18 protein-coding genes are annotated in these 17895 nt (G+C 66.9%); 12 read left to right on the top strand and 6 right to left on the bottom strand.

The features are described from left to right. Nucleotides 1-227 precede the first annotated feature (227 nt). Nucleotides 228-3620 carry a glycosyl hydrolase gene (locus ABZU76_RS13355; protein ID WP_354868485.1) on the bottom strand — a complete coding sequence of 1131 codons (3393 nt, stop codon included), beginning with the start codon at nt 3618-3620 and terminating at the stop codon, nt 228-230. A 1098-nt stretch (nt 3621-4718) separates the two neighbouring features. Between ABZU76_RS13355 and ABZU76_RS13360 the strand changes: the two genes are divergently transcribed. Then, a complete protein-coding gene (locus tag ABZU76_RS13360) occupies nt 4719-5306 on the top strand; it encodes a DUF6461 domain-containing protein (protein WP_354868488.1) in 588 nt (195 codons plus the stop codon). Nucleotides 5307-5420: 114 nt separating this feature from the next. Here the strand turns inward: ABZU76_RS13360 and ABZU76_RS13365 are convergent, their stop codons facing one another. After that, a complete protein-coding gene (locus ABZU76_RS13365) occupies nt 5421-6041 on the bottom strand; it encodes a TetR/AcrR family transcriptional regulator (RefSeq protein WP_354868491.1) in 621 nt (206 codons plus the stop codon). Between the two features lie 186 nt (nt 6042-6227). Here ABZU76_RS13365 and ABZU76_RS13370 point away from each other — a divergent pair, with 186 nt between their 5' ends. Both ABZU76_RS13370 and ABZU76_RS13375 read left to right on the top strand, forming a co-directional pair. Continuing rightward, a complete protein-coding gene (locus ABZU76_RS13370) occupies nt 6228-7538 on the top strand; it encodes an erythromycin esterase family protein (protein ID WP_354868493.1) in 1311 nt (436 codons plus the stop codon). Beyond that, the gene (locus ABZU76_RS13375) at nt 7535-8032 is read left to right on the top strand and encodes a nitroreductase family deazaflavin-dependent oxidoreductase (protein WP_354868495.1); all 498 of its coding nucleotides are present in this window, start codon (nt 7535-7537) and stop codon (nt 8030-8032) included. Before ABZU76_RS13370 ends, ABZU76_RS13375 begins: the two co-directional genes overlap by 4 nt. Before the next feature lie 204 nt (nt 8033-8236). On the opposite strand, the gene ABZU76_RS13380 is transcribed toward ABZU76_RS13375, so the two are convergent. Next, entirely contained in the window at nt 8237-8581 is a 345-nt protein-coding gene (locus tag ABZU76_RS13380) for a hypothetical protein (RefSeq protein WP_354868498.1), read from the bottom strand. Nucleotides 8582-8996: 415 nt separating this feature from the next. Here ABZU76_RS13380 and ABZU76_RS13385 point away from each other — a divergent pair, with 415 nt between their 5' ends. From ABZU76_RS13385 to ABZU76_RS13415, 7 genes are all read left to right on the top strand, one after another. Then, entirely contained in the window at nt 8997-9506 is a 510-nt protein-coding gene (locus tag ABZU76_RS13385; RefSeq protein WP_354868501.1) for a methylated-DNA--[protein]-cysteine S-methyltransferase, read from the top strand. 43 nt (nt 9507-9549) lie between these two features. Then, nucleotides 9550-10047 (top strand): RNA polymerase sigma factor, encoded by a 498-nt coding sequence (locus tag ABZU76_RS13390; RefSeq protein WP_354868503.1) that lies wholly within the window; start codon nt 9550-9552, stop codon nt 10045-10047. Between the two features lie 23 nt (nt 10048-10070). Then, nucleotides 10071-10658, top strand: a complete 588-nt coding sequence (locus tag ABZU76_RS13395) for a methylated-DNA--[protein]-cysteine S-methyltransferase (protein WP_354869290.1) — start codon at nt 10071-10073, stop codon at nt 10656-10658. Continuing rightward, nucleotides 10655-11389, top strand: coding sequence for a 2OG-Fe(II) oxygenase (locus ABZU76_RS13400; RefSeq protein ID WP_354868506.1), 735 nt, complete (start codon nt 10655-10657; stop codon nt 11387-11389). The genes ABZU76_RS13395 and ABZU76_RS13400 overlap by 4 nt, the downstream gene beginning before the upstream one ends. A gap of 262 nt (nt 11390-11651) precedes the next feature. After that, on the top strand, nt 11652-12161 hold the full coding sequence (locus ABZU76_RS13405; RefSeq protein WP_354868509.1) for a hypothetical protein: 510 nt from the start codon (nt 11652-11654) through the stop codon (nt 12159-12161). Continuing rightward, on the top strand, nt 12158-12781 hold the full coding sequence (locus ABZU76_RS13410) for a DNA-3-methyladenine glycosylase I (RefSeq protein WP_354868511.1): 624 nt from the start codon (nt 12158-12160) through the stop codon (nt 12779-12781). Before ABZU76_RS13405 ends, ABZU76_RS13410 begins: the two co-directional genes overlap by 4 nt. Nucleotides 12782-13001: 220 nt before the next feature. Next, on the top strand, nt 13002-13451 hold the full coding sequence (locus tag ABZU76_RS13415; protein WP_354868514.1) for an ester cyclase: 450 nt from the start codon (nt 13002-13004) through the stop codon (nt 13449-13451). A 201-nt stretch (nt 13452-13652) separates the two neighbouring features. On the opposite strand, the gene ABZU76_RS13420 is transcribed toward ABZU76_RS13415, so the two are convergent. The 3 genes from ABZU76_RS13420 to ABZU76_RS13430 all read right to left on the bottom strand — a co-directional run bounded on the left by ABZU76_RS13420 (nt 13653) and on the right by ABZU76_RS13430 (nt 16488). Next, the gene (locus tag ABZU76_RS13420) at nt 13653-13892 is read right to left on the bottom strand and encodes a hypothetical protein (RefSeq protein ID WP_354868517.1); all 240 of its coding nucleotides are present in this window, start codon (nt 13890-13892) and stop codon (nt 13653-13655) included. A gap of 612 nt (nt 13893-14504) precedes the next feature. Next, a complete protein-coding gene (locus ABZU76_RS13425; RefSeq protein WP_354868519.1) occupies nt 14505-15791 on the bottom strand; it encodes a serine hydrolase domain-containing protein in 1287 nt (428 codons plus the stop codon). Between the two features lie 58 nt (nt 15792-15849). Beyond that, the gene (locus ABZU76_RS13430) at nt 15850-16488 is read right to left on the bottom strand and encodes a recombinase family protein (protein WP_354868522.1); all 639 of its coding nucleotides are present in this window, start codon (nt 16486-16488) and stop codon (nt 15850-15852) included. 436 nt (nt 16489-16924) lie between these two features. On the opposite strand from ABZU76_RS13430, the gene ABZU76_RS13435 reads away from it, so the two are divergent. Then, entirely contained in the window at nt 16925-17482 is a 558-nt protein-coding gene (locus ABZU76_RS13435) for a hypothetical protein (RefSeq protein ID WP_354868524.1), read from the top strand. A gap of 244 nt (nt 17483-17726) precedes the next feature. Further along, a complete protein-coding gene (locus tag ABZU76_RS13440; RefSeq protein WP_354868526.1) occupies nt 17727-17894 on the top strand; it encodes a hypothetical protein in 168 nt (55 codons plus the stop codon). Nucleotide 17895 lies beyond the last annotated feature (1 nt).

The following is a 17895-nucleotide window of genomic DNA, read 5'->3' on the forward strand; positions in this document are numbered from 1 at the left end:
GGCATTTCCCTCGCACGCCGACCCTAACCGGCACACCGCGACGCCCGGGAGAGACTGCGCTCAGGGGATCTCTCCCGGGCGTTACGGCGTTCCCCGCCGTGCCGGACAGTTCGGTGGCATCAAGCACCTGCTGATCGACCGCGACGTTGCCGGCGCAAGGGATGGTCCCGCCGTTCACGAGCGGCGGGACCATCTCCGCGGTTGTGGCGATCAGCGCGGTGGGAAGATCACTGCCCGGCCTGGCGGGGGTGACCCGGGTGTTCGACGACTGCGATGGTGAAGGTCTCCAGTGAGACGTTGCCTTGCAGGCCGTACGACGCCACAGCACCGGCAACGGTGCTGGCAGCGGGCAGATCGGGGTAGCCCAGGGCCCTCATCTGGTTGCGCAGCGAACTCGACACCTCGATCCGGACCGTGTTGGTGCCGGCTTTCAAGGCGGAGCTGACGTCGAGGCGTCCGGCGACGAAGTCATAGCCGGTGATCTTCTGCCCGTTGACCCAGACTTGGGCCAGGGCGCCACCCGTGGAGCCGATGTTCAGGTAGGCACCGTTCGAGGCATTCCACGAATTGGGCAGGCGGAAGGTGGTGCTGTAGGTGCCGACACCGGATACCGACGCCGGATTCTGCGCGGTGAACGTCATGTCCTTCCAGGGGATGAGCTGGGTCGTGCCTACGTTGATGTCGGACTTCTTCGTGGTGAAGTACACCTCTTTGGTGGTGTAGCCCTGGCGTGCCTCGGTCAAGGTCTTCTTCTCGCCCGGTGTCCAGCTGTTGAGGACCAGGTTCCACTGCGCGTTGGTCAGGTTGATGTTGGCCGGTACGGAGATCTTCTTGGTCACGGTGGAGCCGTCGGCCAGCTTGGCGGTGTAGGTGCCCGAGTCGGTGGCGAGGATGGCCGTGCCGTCGGCGGTCACCAGGCCCTGTGGGGCGTTGGTGCTGCGCAGGGGTGCGGCGGTCTTGGTTTTCAGGTCGATGGCGATCACCGTGGTCTGTCCGGGCGCGAGAGTCACGTCGAACGAGGTGCGTCCGCCGGAGGTTTTGTACAGGGCGAGTGCCTCGATGCGGCTCGACCAGGTGTTGATGCGGTAGGGCTTGCCGATCGCGTCGACACTGATGGTCGTCGTCACGGTCTCGGCGTCGATCGGATTGTTGAAGTAGTCGCCGCGCTTCTCCATGAAGTTGTACGCCCACAGATACACCGTGTCCTTGGTCCTGCGCATGGCCGTCAGGACGGTCTGGTTCGGCTGTTCATATTCAACCCGGGGCCGCACGCCGAGTCGCCGCAGAGCGTCGTACACCCTGGTTTTGCCGTAGTAGTACGTCTTCTCGTAGTCCGCGGCTCCAGGGTCGGGGACGGTGGCACTCTGCGGAACGTTCGCGTCGACCACTTTGACGTTCGGAAGCTTTCCCAGGCGCGCCATCACCTTCGCCAAGTCGGCGTCGGTACCCTCGTTGCCGAGCGTGTGGACCGCAGCCTTGGCATTCAGGTAGGTCCTCGTCGAGCTCAACGTCTCGGTCAGACCGTTGACGACAACAATGGGAAGGCCCTGTTGAGCGAGCTTGTAGATCGCTCCTGCACTCTTCAACCGCAGGGAATCCTGGTAGATGACGACCGCCTGGTATCCCACGTTTTCGGGAATCAGACCGTCTGTCTTGCTGTACTGGACGTTCCGGCCCTCAAGGATTTCAGGCGCGAAGTAGTCGTAGGTGTACCCGTTGTCCTGGAGTTCCAGATCCTTGAAGTACGCAGCTTTGCCGTGCCGCATGTTATCGATGGCGGGCGCACCGTTGTTGTAGGAGTAGTCGGTGCGCAGCACGGCCAGGTCCATTTGCGGCTTGCCCTGCTGCAGCACGGCTTGGGTGCGGGCGATCATCGGCATGTAGTCGCCGTACTGCGTGAACTCCGGCTGACGCGGACCCCACCGCTCCGAGAACCGGGAGTACATGCCTTCGTGGCCCGGCCAGTACGTACCGTTCCAGGGGTTCGACGGGTCGCTGGAGTCGGCACCGGAAATACTCGCGTAGCCATGGAACACCGTGTGGCTGATGCCAGAGGCGAACTGGGTGTTCATGATCTGCATGAACCGATCCTGCGGCCAGGTGTAGTTGTTCCCGCTGATCGCCCCGGTCTCGCTGGAGTACCGTAAGCCGTTGGTGTGAGCTGCGCCCGCCAGCGACCGGTGCGCATCCAGTTGGTTCCCGTACTCGAGCGATTCGGTTTCCACGTAGTCCACAGCTTGGGCCGGCGTGGTGATCTCGTAGTTCACGCCGTAGGAGATCTCGGCCCGCAGCTTCATGTTCATCTCGTCGTGCAGGTAGGTCCGCAGCGGCTTGAGAACGTTGTCGGTGTACATGTCGGTGATCGTCTCGAAGAAGTCGTTGCGGACCTTGTTCACCGTCACCTGGTCGGAACCCTTGATCGGGAATGAAGTGTCCCGTGCCCGCGAGCCGAGCTTGATGACGTACGGCAGGTATGGTTCGAGGCTGTAGCCGCGGCGCTTCTGGAATTCGCTCATGAGGGTGGAGCCCCAGAATTCGCCGCCGTTGGAGTTGCTGGTCGAGATTTCCAGCGAGTCCATGTACATTTCGCCGCGGCCGTTGTCGATGATGGCGGTTTTCAGCTCGTGGTCGTTGAAGACGTGGTTGCGGTAGTAGTTGATGAAGTCCTGCATGCCGGCGGGGTCGATGTAGTTGATGGTGACGTTCGTCGTGGACGAAGGTGTCGGCGCCTGGCCGGTCGCTTGCATCCAGAACGCGTAGATGTCCCAGGTTCCCGTGCCCGCCGCCGGCGTCCAGGTCAGGGAGTAGGTCGCTTTGCCGGTGGGGTCTTTCATCGTGCTCGACGTCACCGGGGCGCCGTTGAGGGTGACCTTGCCGGTGAGCACGACCGACGTGTCGGTGTAGCTCATGGTGCCGGAGATGCTGCCGTCGGCGGTGATCGAACCGGTGTTGCCGGCTGCCCGCTGGATCGCGACTACGGAGATCAGGTCCTGCCGCACGGTTCCGGCCACGGTCATCACCGAGCGTTTCAGCGTGCCGGCGAATGCGTTGCCGGCGGTGGTGGTCTGGATGGCGTAGCCCAGCGCTTTGCCGGCGCCGTCGTCGTCGAACTTCAGGTTTTCGATCGGCAGGTTCGCGTTGGCCCAGTGGGTGCCGCTGGTCATGGAGAAGCCCATGCCGTACTTGTTGGCCTCTTGGATGATGAGCTTCGTGTCGTTCTTCCACTCATCGGATCCCCAGCTGTAGATCTGCTGCGGGGTCTTTCCCGTGGTGTTGCTGACGAAGACCGTGTCGCTCAGGTCGCTGTCCACATTGGGCTCGGGCATGCAGACGATCTCGACCGAGCCGATGCCCATGTCGTGGAGGGTCTTCATGTCGGCCTTGATGGTCGCGTCGGTGTGCAGCCCTTCGGCCAGCCACCACCGTGTGCCCGGCCGGTACTTGCCCTCCGGGTCGTCCAGGAGTGCGTGCTGGGCCTTGATGAACTTGTCGGTGACACTCGTCGAGGAAGCCGCGGCGGAGCCGGCACCGACCACACCGGAGAGCGCCAGCGCCATGCCGACACCACCGCTGATCTTGAGGAAATCTCTCCGGTCGAAGCCGGGCTTGCTGTCTTCCATCGGTCCTCCTGGGACGGGCGGGGAACGGATCTTGCTTCAGTGAATGGATCTCCGAGCGTTGCGATGCGGTACGGCTGCAACCAGTTGCCGGCTGCGCCGCGCAGCGCCCGCGCACCGGGTTGCGGAGATTGATCGTCCGTTGAGGACACATGAGTGGGGAGGGAAGGCCTGGTTCAGCGGACTTGATGCCATCACCCGGCGGCGCCCGCGACCAGGTGACCGCGACAGCAAGTCGGCGTGCCTTCGGCAAGTGCAGTGCACCACCCGCGATGCTGCCGTACGCGGTCACTGGCCTCTCCGTTGAGGTCTCGATGAATTTAAACGTTTCAAATCAAGTGGCTCTAGTTTCGAACTTCCTCGCGACTGTTGTCAAGCGCCAAACATCGCCTTCATGTGGCGGAATCGGTTCAGGATGCGGAGGGAAGCGGCGGGATTCTTCGCCGCGAGACCGCCTCGCTGAGAGGGATTCCGGGAAGTGGCACTCGCGGCCCTGCCAGGAGCCTCGAGGGCGCTGCAAAGATGGGTTAATTGTCCGATTTATTCTGTTACCCGACCGCGAGACCCGTAGCTACGCTGGGCTAAGTCGCCGAAGCCGGCCGCTTCGATCGAGTGCATTGATGACCCGGAACGCAGCGAATCTGCCTCCGGAATCCGACTCCGATTCGCGTTTTCCGGCTGCCCCGGACTGAGTGCCCGTCGCTTCCGATGGCGCGCTCGTCGCGTCACGGCCAACGGATTCACAGGCCACCGTGAACGTCCCCGCGCCCTCGGAATTGCCCGGCGTTGACATTCCCAGGCGACCCTGGTTAGGTCCCGCTTGAAAGGTTTCATGCGAGTGAGCGACGTAGCGGAAACACCGTCGGGGGTGCGCCTGTCGATCGGAAGCGGCACTTACACGTTCACGGCGGCGGCGGCGGCGCGAACGTGAGCACGATCGATGAAGTCAAGGAACTGTTGTGCGGTCAGCGGATCGAGACGCCGTCGTGGGCCTACGGCACCTCGGGCATGCGATGCCGACTCTCCGGCCGTGCGGCGGTCCCGGAGACCTGCACCTCGATCGTCCGGTCTTGCTTCGCCGGCCCTGGTTAGGATCTGGGGGTGCTGGATACGGGGGATGATCCGTTCGGATGGGCCGATGACCCCGCCGTGGTGATGGTTTGCTTGACGTTCGTCGAGGGTCTGACGTCGGCAGAGATCTTTGGCATCTTCTCCGCTGAAGAGCTTGATGTGCCGATGAAGCCTGGGCCGCTGAGCGTGCTTGCTGGTGGTGACCGAAGCGGCATTCGTATCGGGCAGGCCGGCGGCTGGGCTGTGGTTGTGGAGTTGGATTCGCTGGTTGCGACGAAGCCGGCTGTGCTGAACCGATTGTCCGCGAGCGGAAGGCGCGTCGTCCAGGTCTCTCGGACGGGTTCTGGGTTGGAGGGCTTCGTCTACTGGCGCGACGGAGAGCTACAGTGCCACTTCGATCCGATCAATCCCGTGACGAGGACAGGAAGCAATCCTGGCGCGCTGGTGACGGAGATGCGTGCCTCGGGCATTGATCCTTCACGTGCCGAGGCGTTGCAGGGCAACGAGATGTACCGGTTAGCGGCCGAGGTTTCGGGTGTGGTTGCCGATTCAAATCTGGTACTCGGGGCCGAGCTTGCGGCGGGCCTGGTGGCTCGCCGGCGTCGACGATTCTCGTGAATTTGGCGTGTTCGGCGCGGCGACGTGCTTTGCCGGACTACGGGGTGTCGCGACGTACGTATCCGCGTGCCGGTCGAGACTCGAGCGTCGCGTTTGGTTGAGATCTCGGAGGGATCAGTCCGGATCTGGCGCGGCGGCGAGGTAGTCGACGCCGAGGACGCGGCTTAGGGAGCGGCGGAGTGCGCGGAGTGCGTCGTCGGCGTTCATCCGGTTGGCTCTGACTTCGTCGCCTGCAGCGTGGGCGAGGGCGAGGAAGGTCGCTACCAGCCAGGTGGCTGGTAGCCGGGGGTCGAACGCGCCCTCGTCTTGGCCCCGGGTGATCAACTGCTGCAGGCGGTCGAGGATTGGTTGGTGCTGCTCGCGGGTAGCCTCGCCGGTGGCTTGCGTGGACGGGATCTCGGGCAGGTGATGGCGATTCCCGGTCTGCCACGCGACGGTGAGCAGGCGGTCGAGCGCCGCCGCGGGGGAACCTTGGTCGATGTCGGCGGCGTCGATGGCTGCGACGACATCGGTCAGGGCGCGCTGCTCGACAGCGTGGATGAGGGCCGCTCGGGACGGGTAGTGCGTGTAGACGGTCTGGCGGGTGACGCCGGCGGCGGTCGCGATCTCGGTCATGCTGGCGCGGGGGCGGTCGCGCAGGATGATCACCGCCGCGTCGAGGATCGTCGCGATGCTGCGCTCGGCGTCTGCCCGGCGATGCTGCCGCGGTGAATGATGAACTGAGTTTGTGGACATCACTGTCAATGTTAGCAGCACGCCGCGTGTTTCTGAGGGGTCGGCGGCGCACGACAGAATCAGGCAGAAGATTTAACATGCCACGTAATCATCCGGACTGGAACGCGTCGAAGAGCAAGGATGGAGAATTCGAGGGTGGCAGTAACTTTGACAGCTCTGTAACATGTCGAGATGAAGCCCGACAGCATGGGGTTCGCCGACTGGGTGCGTTCGCACGCCCTGTCACTGGACACCCTCGATCCCCACGCCGGCCTGGACGACCTCGAACCTGTGCGCGAGTTCATCGGCGACGCCCGCGTCGTCGCCATCGGTGAGGCCGCGCACCATGTCCGGGAGTTCTCCCTGGTGCGGCACCGGTTGCTGCGCTTTCTGGCGGAACGCTGTGGTTTCACCGTGCTCGCGGTCGAGGCCCCCACCGTCGGGGCAGACGCAATCGACGCATGGCTGCACGGCGGAGCCGGAACCGTGGCCGAGATCGCCTCCCGCGCCGGCATGGTGGGTCTGCTGGAGTCCCGCGAGGTGCACGACCTGCTGGCCTGGATCCGCGCACACAACCGCACCGCGTCCCGTCCACTGCGGTGGATCGGTACCGTGCCTGGCGGAGGATCACCGCTGCCCGAGCTCGAGGCGGCCGCGGTTCATCTGCGGTCAGCCGACCCCGATGCGTTGCCGCTACTGGAGCAGGCAGCCGAGCGCGCGCGAAAGTATCACGACAGCGAGATCTTCACGACGCTGAGCCGCTACGCGGCCCTGGAACCGGCCGACCAGGACGCCCTGACCGCCACGCTGAGCCGCCTGCGGTTCCGGCTTGAGACGATGGCCGCCGGCCAGCGCGGCACGCATCGCGAGCAGGAGCACGCCGCGGCGCTGCGGCATCTCGGCTTCGCGTGGCGTCTGGACCACTTCCACCGCGACGTCGCTGGACGTGGCCTCCCCGTGGGCTCGGCCGCCCTCGACGAATGCATGGCCGAGGAAGTTCTGCAGCTCCTCGAGGACGAGCCGGAGACCCGAGTCGTGCTTGCCCTGCACAACGTGCACATCCGCAAGGTGCCTCAGACAGGTCTCGCCGGGCTGTTCCCCGCCGGCTACCACCTCGCCCAAGCTCTCGGCGACGACTACCGGGCGATCGCCGTCACCGGCGGTCACGGCCGAACCGCCCGCGTCCGCCCCGCCCCCGAACGCTTCCCCGGGTTCGAGGTCTCCGATGTCCCGCTGCCGTCGCTCACCGAGCGCGCCATCGAGAACGCGTTCGAGAGCCAAACCGCGCTCACCATCGCCATCCTCAGCGCCGCCCGCCGCGACATCAACGACGCTGAATCCTTCCAACAGACACGAATGGAGGACGACTTCATGGACGTCCCCGTCTTCGACGCCTTCGACGCGATCGCCCACACCCCCCTCATCAGTTGCACCGACTACGTCGCCACCCACTCATCACGCCGGGCCGGCGCCGAGGCACCACCCCAGAATCAGCCCACCCTCGAGGAGTTCCGATGAGCACTGCGTTTACCCACCCGACGTCCGCGTCGTCGCGGCTGAAGGATGTGTTCTACAAAGCAGCGACGAAGATGCATGCGGCCGTGTTCATGAGGTCCAGAGGACGGGTGTTCGGCCACGCCATGGGCATGCCGGTGGTCGGATTGGTGACGATCGGCAGGAAGTCAGGGCAGCGGCGGATCACGACACTCGCTTCACCGATCGTCGACGACGACCGCGTCGTCCTGGTGGCCTCATTCGGCGGCGACGACCGGCACCCGGCCTGGTACCACAACCTACGCGCCAACCCCGGCGTCCAGGTCACACTGCGCGGCACGACGCGGCCGATGGTCGCGCGCACCGCCGCGGGAGACGAGAGGACGACGCTCTGGGAGAGGATCGTCTCGGTGTACCCCGGGTACGAACGGTACCAACAGCGCACCGATCGCCGGATCCCCGTCGTCATCCTGGAACCAGCGGACGCGTCGGGCCGGCCCAGCGCCGGATCGCGGTGACGTCCCGCTCAGCCTCGTCGAACACCTCCACTCCAACGGATCGATCAGCGATGGAGTGAGGACTACCGGCTACTCGCGACCGCGGGGTGGCGGGCAGGGGCAGAGTTGTGGTCGCGGTTGAGGCCGGCAAACAGACGAACGGAGCTGTCAACGAAGTATGTTCACGGCCCCGTGCGTTCAGAAGCGCTCAACGTGGCTTGTCTTTCATTGTCGGGTGGGTCTGGGTCGTTCGGCGCGAGCGAGTTCGCCAGTTTCCTGTCGAATGAACACTTCGGTCGTTTGCTCGAACGACCAAGCTGACGCTTCATCGAAGGTGTCGGCTTCGAACATGTCCAGAACTTCGCCATTGCGCTCTTCGGACCAGTACGCAGTCCACGGCCGACGTCCGATAGACGGCAAGATCGTTATGCAGCCAGCGGTACGAGCACGCAACGCAGGGCCGTCAGGTGATGTGCCTGCGTCCGCCGTACCGGAGCCCAGCGGCGTGTAAGAACCACCCAGTTGCTCTTCCCTGAAGAAGCGCTGATGAGGTGTTTCGCGGCTGTCCACTGCCGCACACTACCGCCAGCGAGTCAAGATTGGCGGTAATTTGGGTGATAATGGTCGGCCGCCAGACGGTGGAGTGTCGATAAGGTCAATCTTGGCGGTCGCGGTTTTTCCGTCGGTTACTCGGAGGACGGCGAATCCGTCGACGTCGATCGGCCGTTCCGACCGGACGAGGGTGTGTATGCCGAAGGAAAGCGCTGCGCACGCCGTTGACCAGCCTGCGCGCCAACATCGTCCAGCGCACCGGCCGTCCGCTGGCGGAGGCACAGCACGCCCGCACGCTGGGCCGGCTGCAGGTGCAGCCTCGTCGTGCGCGCCCGGGACGAACGCGAGCGGGCTTCAGCGTCGATCGCGGTAAGAGGCCATCTCACGTTTGGTACGCGGCGGTCGTCTACGGGGCGGAGGAGAGGAGACAGGAATGAGTATCCGACACGTCGTCGTCGAGACAGGGCTCGGACCGGTCACGCTGGTGGCCCGGGGTGAGGCTGTCACCGGCCTGTATTTCAGCCGTCATGTCGGCCGGCCTTCGCCGGAGGCGTTCGGCCCGGAGGCGGTTGTTTCGGCGGATCCGCTGCTGGGCGAGGCGGCCCGGCAGCTGCGGGAGTATCTGGCCGGCGAACGGTGGGAGTTCGATCTTCCGTTCACTGCCGAGGGCGATGCGTTCCAGCACGCCGTGTGGGACATCGTGAAGGCCATTCAGTGCGGCGAGACGACCACCTACGGCCGGATCGCCGAGCAGCTGGGTGGCCGCGACCTCGCGCGAGACGTCGGGAAGGCCGTCGGCGCGAACCCGTTGTGTGTGTTCGTGCCGTGCCACCGCGTGGTCGGCTCCACCGGCTCACTCACCGGGTACGCCGGCGGACTGCGGCGGAAGCGCGCGTTGCTGGAACACGAGCAGTCCCGGGTCCGTGTGGGACGCTCGTCGTGACCGGCGATCTCACAGCGGCTACGTCGAATTCGTCTTCAGTGGGATGGACATGCAGCTGCCTTTCGAGCAAATAGTCGCGCGGCACGGCGCAACCGTGGTGCGGGTCTGCCGGGTCGTCCTCGGTCCGCACGATGCGGAGGACGCGTGGTCGGAGACCTTCCTTTCCGCCATGCGTGCCTATCCCGACCTGCCGGAGACGGCGAACGTCGAGGCGTGGCTCGTGACGATCGCGCACCGCAAGGCCATCGATCTGCTGCGTGCGGCGAAGCGGAATCCGATGCCGGTCGGGGAGGTTCCGGAGGTGCCGACAACGCTGGGCATTCCTGATCTGGAGGATCGCGACCTGTGGGCCGCGGTGGGTGGTCTGCCGGTGAAACAGCGTCAAGCCGTGGCGTACCGCTACGTCGGGGGTTTGGCGTACGCCGAGATCGCGGAGATTCTCGGCGGTTCCGTCGACGCGGCGCGCAGAGCCGCTGCCGACGGGCTGAAGAACCTCAGAAAGAACCGTCCGGGCGCGATCACGAGAGGAGCATCGTCATGAACGACATTCGCAACGAAGACGACATGGTCGCGCTGCTGTCGACGCCCGTGGACGCCGATCTTCTTGATCGGCTGCACCGTCGGTTGGCGAATGAGGCCGAGCTGGCGGGCCTGCTCGATGTCGCGTACTCCACCGTCGACTCGCCGGTGGGCAAGCTGCTGCTCGCCGCGACGCCGGCGGGTGTGGTCCGCGTGGCATTCGCCAGCGAGGACCACGACCGGGTGCTGGAAGTCCTCGGCCAGAAGCTGAGCTCGCGCATCCTGCGCGCTCCGAAACGGCTGGACCCGGTCGCACGCGAGATCGACGAGTATTTCGCCAAAGTCCGCCGGGCCTTCGACGTACCCCTCGACCTGTCCCTGTCGCGCGGATTCCGGCGGCTCGTGCAGACGCATCTGCCCGAAATCGGTTACGGCCAGACGCGCAGCTACCGGGACATGGCCGAGGTCGTCGGCAACCCGAAGGCCGTCCGCGCGGTCGGCACCGCCTGCGCGACCAACCCGTTGCCGATCGTCGTCCCGTGCCACCGCGTGCTGCGTTCCGACGGCACGCTCGGCGGGTACATCGGCGGGCTCGAAGCCAAGACGGCACTGTTGAAGCTGGAGGCGGCATGAGCGCTGCACGGCGGAAGAACGGGGACCACTGGCGTGACCGGGTCGAGTCGGGCGACTGGACCGCGATCACCGCCGAGGTCAACGAGTACGGCGGGGCGCTGCTGCCGCGGCTGCTGGCCCCGGAGGAGACCGAGGAGATCAGAGGGCTGTACGAGCAGGACGATCTGTTCCGCAGCACCGTCGACATGAGCCGGCATCGCTTCGGCCGGGGCGAGTACCGGTACTTCCACGCGCCGTACCCGGAGCCGGTCGAGCGGCTCAAGCAGGCGTTGTACCCGCGCCTTCTGCCCATCGCCCGCGACTGGTGGACCAAGCTCGGCCGGCCAGCGCCCTGGCCGGACACGCTCGACGAGTGGCTCCGGATGTGCCACGACGCCGGCCAGGCGAAGTCCACCGCGATCCTGCTCCGCTACGCCGAGAAGGACTGGAACGCCCTCCACCGCGACCTGTACGGCGACCTGGTGTTCCCGCTGCAGGTCGTGATCAACCTCAACGAGCCGGGCGTGGACCACACCGGTGGGGAATTCCTGCTGCTGGAACAGCGTCCTCGCGCCCAGTCCCGGGGCACGGCCACTCTGCTGCCGCACGGTCACGGCTATCTGTTCACCACCCGCGACCGGCCGGTCGAATCCGCCCGCGGCTGGTCGGCCGCACCGGTCCGGCACGGCGTGTCCGCCATCAGATCGGGGGAACGGCACACCCTCGCGCTCGTCTTCCACGACGCAGCATGATCGACGAGGCGAAGACCTACCCGCTCGGACCGGACGGCTGCCCATGCCAGTCGCCGGTCAAGGCGGCGTGGGGCGGCTACCGCAAAGCGAAGATCGACGGGCGGCTCGACTGCCCGTGCGCTGCGCGATCGCCCGCGACGGCTACGTCACGCATCGTGTCTTCTTCGCCGACGAGGCCACCGCGGCTCGTTTCCGCCCCCTGCGGGACGCGCTGCGAGGACCGCCGCCGGAAAGGGAAGACCGCCCGGGAGAACGGCGAAACATGGAAGCCCTGAGCAGCCCCTTGCTGACGAGGCCCGCCACTCACGACGCGGACCTGATCGCCACCGACGTCGAGATCGAGGCCATCGTCCGGCTCGCCCGCGGCCGCGGCGCCCGGGACATCGCGATCGGCTCCGGCCGCACTGCCCGCGCCCTCGCGACCGCACGCTCGATCGAATCCGCCTGGGCCCGCGCCGGCGGCCGGACTCTCGGCACGGTCACCTGGCCCGAGACCGCGGCGTCCTGGCTGCGCCCTGCCTCACGATTCGCCGCCGCGGACCCCGATCTGTGGATCATGACCGGTCCGGCGACCGGCTGGGCACAGATGACCCGGCGCCTCTTGTGGTCGACCCGCTGGAGCCCGGACCGCACGCTGGCGACTGCCGGCATCGGCGATCCGCGCACCCTCGGGCTCGTCGGCCTCGCCCATCTGGACGGCCTGGCCGGCGTCGCTGCGGACGGCGCTTCGTGGCGCGTGGTGCACGACCGGTTCCGACAGGTGAACGCGTGACGCAGGAGACGAGCCGCGCCGACGTAGACCGCGGCGTCGTCGTCGGGAACGACGGACTCGCCCGGCCCGCGTGGGCGGCCGCGGACCCGCTGCTTCGCGACTACTACGACACCGAGTGGGGCATGCCCGTCACCGACGAGCACGGCGTCTACGAGCGCATCAGCCTCGAAGGCTTCCAGGCGGGCCTGTCCTGGGCGACGATCCTCCGCAAACGCCCCGCCTTCCGCGCGGCGTTCGACGACTTCGTCCCGGACACGGTCGTCGGCTACACCGAGACCGACGTCGAACGGCTGATGGCCGACGCCGGGATCGTGCGCAACCGGCGGAAGGTCGAGGCGACCATCGCCAACGCCCGCGCCACCCTCGCGCTGCGCGAGGAAACGGGCCTCGCCGACCTGGTGTGGTCGTTCCGGCCCGCGGACACTCCCCGCCCAGCACGGTTCGAGGAGATCCCCACGAGGTCCGCCGAATCGGTCGCCTTGTCGAAAGAGTTGCGCCGGCGCGGGTTCGCGTTCGTCGGACCGACCACGATGTACGCGCTCATGGAGGCGATCGGCATCGTCGACACCCATCTGCTCGGCTCGCACCGGCGGGGCAGTTCGGGAATCTGGCCCGCGTGACGCTGCTGCGCTTGGTTCCAGGCAAGTCTCACTCGCCGCTGCTCGGACCTTCGAGCGATGACCGGTCGTCCGACAGCGGAATCCGGGCGTTCCACAAAAAACCGGCCTCCGCGCATGAATTTCGGCGCCCGATCTCACCTTTGAGACCCGGCCGACGTCTTCCTTATATCGCCAGGCTTCAGAAACTGTTGGCGGTCACCCGTTCGCAGAAAGGAAAACGATGGCACTGCAGGAAAACAAAGACATCGTCGGCCGGTGGTTCACGGAATTCTGGGGCAACCCCTTCAACCCCGGCGTCATCGACGAACTCGCCGCTCCGGACGTTCAGTTCGAGTACTCACTGCACAAACCCATGCGAGGGCGCGACGAGGTGCGTGAATTCGCAACCAAGTTCCGCACCGCGTTCCCGGACCTCAACTTCTGGGGCACCGCGGACCTCATCGCCGAGGGCGACTACGTCGTCGGCCAGTGGGAAGGCGGCGGCACGCACACCGGACCGGTCGTCTTCGACGACCTTCCGGTCGGGTCCGCGCCGGCGGCGTCCGGCAAGACGCTCCGCTTCACCGGCACGACCGTCCTCAAAGTCCAGAACGGTCTCATCGTCGAGGAAATCGGGCTCGACGACGGCGTGAAGGTTCTCCAGCAGCTCGGGATCATTCCCCGCGCGTGAGCCGGGTGCCGACGCCCCGCGGCGGAGGCGGGCGGCCGGTCCCCGCGGACCGGCCGCTGCTCGGGCGGCAGTCGAGTCGCTGATCCCGGGCCGACCACGCGTAACTGGATCGCGCGCGAAGTTCTGTGTGCCGATTAGCAAGAACTCACGAATCTAACGCCGTCGAAGATTCGGACTCTCGTTTTGCCACGCCGTACGAGGTCAGTTCGACGCGAGATTTCCGTTTTCGGCCGCAATGCTGATCCAGCGTCGCGCAATCGCGCACATCGCTGCTTCGGTGCCGCGCGCATGGTGGACCAGGCGATCGCCGGTCCACAGCATCGCGGCGACGACGTCGGCGCGGACCGGGGTCAGGCCGATCCGCCAGTCTTGACAGCTCGTACTCCCGTCATACCTCGGTAATGCGGACCCCTTGTCCGGGCGGGCACGACGACGGCCCACTCGTTCACCTCGCGTTCACTTTCGAGGCGTCTGATGGAGTTCTGCGTACCTGAGCGCTCCCGAGGGTTTACCGACCCCGCGTCCGGCCTGCAGGAACGTCGGCCGGCCCACGACGCCGGCCCCACCGCAGATCTTGTTTCGCCCAGACGAACACCGGCCGGTGTCAGACCGTCAGCTGACGCGCAACACGGGCCGCAGCCGGGTCCGATGGTTCCGGCTACCGGGAGCGAGGCCGGGATGTCGAGGGGCTCGGGCTCGCTGTGGTGGAAACCTGGCCGGCGCACGGTCATGGACGCATCGTGCGCCGGCCAGGGCCCAGCGCCCTCAGCTCATCGACGGCGCGGGGCGAGCGGATCTGAGCCGGCGGGCGATGCGGTCAGGATTCAGCAGTCGACTCGTGGCCGGACGCGTTGACGTCCCGGTCGTCCAGGCTCACCGCCACGGATCGGCGCCCGTGCTGTTGTGCTGCGGCATCGAGGGCAGGGGACGTTGGAGTGACGAGCAGACGACGCCGGACCGCCCGTAGCCCACAGGATCGGCGTCGCCACGAATCGGAGTTCACGCGCAATCTCCGCGTACGTCCCGGCCCTCCAGCATTGGCTCTGCGCGGACTTACGGCAGGAAGGCCAGGCCGCCGAGTTCGCCGGAGGGCAGGATGACCGTCCGCATGCGTTGCGGGCCGGCGGCGAACGGGATGGAGAGGTCGGCGACGACGGCTCCGGACGCGGCGATCTCGTGGCGGACGATCGTGATCTCTTCTGCCGGCCCGGCGTGCCGGATTTTGTTTGTCCAGGCGCGTTCGAGTTGCTGTGTAGTGATCTTGGCACGTGCTGGTGGGGCCAGCCGTGTGTGCACCTGCGTGATGTGTCCGTGCACAAACGCGCGGATGACCGCGCGGGCGTCGTCCTGCCAGGAGGGCCAGGGTTGCGGTGTGCCGGCCTTGCGGGGGTCCTCGTCGGCCAGCACCAGTCGGGCGGCTTTCTTGAGGTGGGAGGAGAACGCTGGGCTGCCTTGGTTGCTGACCAGGATCGTGACGGCGCGCCCGCGGTCGTGGTCGATGGTGACACAGGCGCTGAACCCGCCGGTGCCGCCGCTGTGCTCGCGCACGCCGCCGGGGCGCGCGAGCCAGCCGAGCGCCTGCTCGGTTCCCTCGTCGACCGCAACGACGGGTGCCTGTGCGAGCGTGATCGCCGCGCCCAACGGGGTGGGTGGCGGGAACAGGCAGGCGTGGGCGTAGCGGGCCAGGTCCTCGATCGTCGCTTCGACTCCGCCGGCACCGAATGGGTGCGTCCAGCGGGGCACCTCCTGGCCATCGGCGTGGCCGGGCAGGAGTGTGCCCTCGCCGCATTGTCCGACGCAGGAGTGCGTCATGGACAGCGGGGCGAGCAGGCGTTCGGCGATCAGTGCCGGGAAGTCCTGCCGGCCGGCGCGTTGCAGGATCAGGCCGAGCAGGTGGTAGCCGAGATTGGAGTAGCGCCACGGATTGCCGGGCGTCACCGTCGCTTGGCGCAGGCCTTCCTCGGCTCGTTCGAAGGTGTATCCCGCCCAGGGATCGAGCCGATCGGCTTGGTCTATCCGGAAGTTCGGGGCGGTTGTGGGCAGGCCTGAGGTGTGTGTGGCCAACTGGCGGATCGTGATCGCGTCGTTCGGGCCGGCCGAGAGCCACCGCCCGATCTCGTCATCCAAGCGCAGTGAGCCGTCCCCGAGCAGTAAGGCCAGCAGAGTCGCGGTCATGGTTTTGGTGACCGAGCCGATCTCGAATCGCCCATCCGCCGGGGTGGTCGGCGGGGTGCGAACAGTGGCGCTCTCGGCGCTGTCCACAGCGGCGGCCGCGACCACGACGCCGTCGTGAGCGAGTGCGTCGGTGAGTGAGTGTGCCGCCTGCTGGGTCCAAGTCATGCCAGATCCCTTCGGGCCATGGATGTCGCGGGTGGGCTTGGCGTGCCGTGCTCGCCTGTCAGCGCGCCGGAGTGGAGCACTCGGCGTGGGAGGGCGCGGGCTCCGCGAGGGCTCTGTAGACGGAGGCGAGGGAGGGGTGCTGTCCGGCGTTCTTGCCGTTCGTGATGGTCAGCCGCTGGGCGATGTCGGGAACGGACACGCCCTGGTCTCTCAGCCTGCGGGCCAGGACAAGCATGTCCTCGTCGAAGACTTTGGGTCGGCCGCTGCGATGTCCCTTGGCCGCGGCCGCCTGTTGGCCTTCCCGGGTTTTCTCCCGGACGTGGTCACGGTCGAGTTGCGCCGCCGCCGCGAGGACGGCGAACAGCATCGAGCCCGGCCCGTTCGGGTCGTGGACGCCCGCGAGTGGGCCGGTCAGCAGTTCCAGCCGGATATCGGCGGACTGGAGCGCGGCGGACAGCGTGATGAGCTCCGCGGTGTTGCGTGCCAGCCGGTTGAGTTCGTGCACCGTGAGGATCACCGGATGGCGTGGTGCGGTCCTGGTTGCCAGTGCCAGGGCTTGGTCCAGTTCGGGACGTGTCTTGATGCCGGCACTGACCTGTTCGGAGAAGACGTGTTGGCACCGCGCGGCCTCAAGAGCGTCGAGTTGGCTGTCCAACTCCGGTGACGAGGTCGAGCCGCAGGCGTAGCCGATCCGCATCGGGGCGTCGATGTCGTGGGACGCCGTGGTCGGGATGGGCGGCCCAGCGCGCCAGGGACGCCCTGGCCCTCGGTCGGCGGGGACATCGATCTCGTGCGCGTCACGCACGGCAGGCACGAGCAGGAAGCGTGGGGTGTGGTACTTGATCGCGGTGTTGCCGCTGCGGGTGCGGCAGGGGCTGCCGGCCGGAACTCCGCAGGTGGGGCAGCCGAGTTGCTCGACCGCCGAGGCGGCTTGGTCCGGTGTCAAGCGCACGCGGGACAGTCTTTCAAAACTGTCTCTCAAAAGTCAACGGCGGTGCGCGTTTGTGTCGAAACATCACCAGGGCAACCTTCGGTTCTGTCCTGGCGGGGCCGCGGCACCCGGCGCCGCGAACGTATTCTCCCTGTGGCGGGCGGACGATTGTCTGCTGACGCGAAACGATCGGACCCCACGGATGACCGGATACGGCCGCGACCGGGAACGCCGGCGTCGTACCCGCACGCTGCTCGGCGTCGGGTACCTGGCCGGGTTGTCGGCGCTGCTGGGGCTCAAGGTGGGCTGGGTGCCCGCGGTGAGTGTGCCGCTCGGGTTGCTCGTGCTGGGGTACGTCGTGCTGACGGCCGTCGTGGTGCGAGAACGGCGGAGTGAACGACGACGCCGCGACGCGGGCGCCGAGCCGTCGTGGCCGGCCCAGCTGCCCGTGGCGGCGGCTCGGCTCCTGGGAGCGAAGGCGCCCGGGCGGCATGCACGAAGGGCCGACAAGGTCGGCGAACTGCTCGGGCGGTTGTCCTTGTCGAGCGAAGGTCTGAGATGGGACCCCAGGGCAGGCGACCGCGGACGGGGCGTCGGCCCGCTGGTGTTCGACCGGTCATGGGCCGCGGAGGTGGTGCCGCTCTGGGGGCCGGGTCACCAGGGTTGCCTGACGCTCACCCATCCCGAAGGAACTGCGATCGACATCTGGATCCGGCATCCGGCCGATCTGCGGCAGGCGCTGGCCGCCGGTTCGAAGTGAGCTCGGGCAAACGGACAATGGGAGGCCGCCCCGATCGTGGGGGTGCATCGGCAAAGGGCGTAGCGGCTCAGATGTGTCGCGATGGGGTACAGGGTGGTGCCCGCCAATGCAGCGCATCACGGAAGCTGTAGGTCAACGGTGAACTTCAATGCGGTGGTTCCGCCTTAACCGAGAAGCGACCACCCGCGTCCGATTCCGCAATCTGTTTCGCAGCCGGAGCTACGCCTGAACGACCCTCAGCGCCGTGACGATCAAATTCTGGGGCACCCGCATCACCGCCGCGGACGAGGTCGCCGCCACGCTTCCGATCGCGCTGGGAACGAATGGGCGCAAACATGGCGTCGCGTTCGAGCTTGCCGACGGAACGCTCTCCCCGACCTCCGCGGCGACTGCGTGGGTTGGCGTGCACTAGC

The sequence above is a fragment of the Amycolatopsis sp. NPDC005232 genome (genome assembly GCF_040607795.1).
Classification (GTDB): domain Bacteria; phylum Actinomycetota; class Actinomycetes; order Mycobacteriales; family Pseudonocardiaceae; genus Amycolatopsis.

Coding starts and splice junctions, on each gene's coding strand:
- ABZU76_RS13425 (WP_354868519.1), bottom strand. CDS start 15,791: ATGACTTGGACCCAGCAGGCGGCACACTCACTCACCGACGCACTCGCT.
- ABZU76_RS13385 (WP_354868501.1), top strand. CDS start 8,997: ATGAGTATCCGACACGTCGTCGTCGAGACAGGGCTCGGACCGGTCACG.
- ABZU76_RS13390 (WP_354868503.1), top strand. CDS start 9,550: ATGGACATGCAGCTGCCTTTCGAGCAAATAGTCGCGCGGCACGGCGCA.
- ABZU76_RS13375 (WP_354868495.1), top strand. CDS start 7,535: ATGAGCACTGCGTTTACCCACCCGACGTCCGCGTCGTCGCGGCTGAAG.
- ABZU76_RS13355 (WP_354868485.1), bottom strand. CDS start 3,620: ATGGAAGACAGCAAGCCCGGCTTCGACCGGAGAGATTTCCTCAAGATC.
- ABZU76_RS13395 (WP_354869290.1), top strand. CDS start 10,071: ATGGTCGCGCTGCTGTCGACGCCCGTGGACGCCGATCTTCTTGATCGG.
- ABZU76_RS13370 (WP_354868493.1), top strand. CDS start 6,228: ATGGGGTTCGCCGACTGGGTGCGTTCGCACGCCCTGTCACTGGACACC.
- ABZU76_RS13400 (WP_354868506.1), top strand. CDS start 10,655: ATGAGCGCTGCACGGCGGAAGAACGGGGACCACTGGCGTGACCGGGTC.
- ABZU76_RS13405 (WP_354868509.1), top strand. CDS start 11,652: ATGGAAGCCCTGAGCAGCCCCTTGCTGACGAGGCCCGCCACTCACGAC.
- ABZU76_RS13430 (WP_354868522.1), bottom strand. CDS start 16,488: ATGCGGATCGGCTACGCCTGCGGCTCGACCTCGTCACCGGAGTTGGAC.
- ABZU76_RS13365 (WP_354868491.1), bottom strand. CDS start 6,041: ATGTCCACAAACTCAGTTCATCATTCACCGCGGCAGCATCGCCGGGCA.
- ABZU76_RS13435 (WP_354868524.1), top strand. CDS start 16,925: ATGACCGGATACGGCCGCGACCGGGAACGCCGGCGTCGTACCCGCACG.
- ABZU76_RS13415 (WP_354868514.1), top strand. CDS start 13,002: ATGGCACTGCAGGAAAACAAAGACATCGTCGGCCGGTGGTTCACGGAA.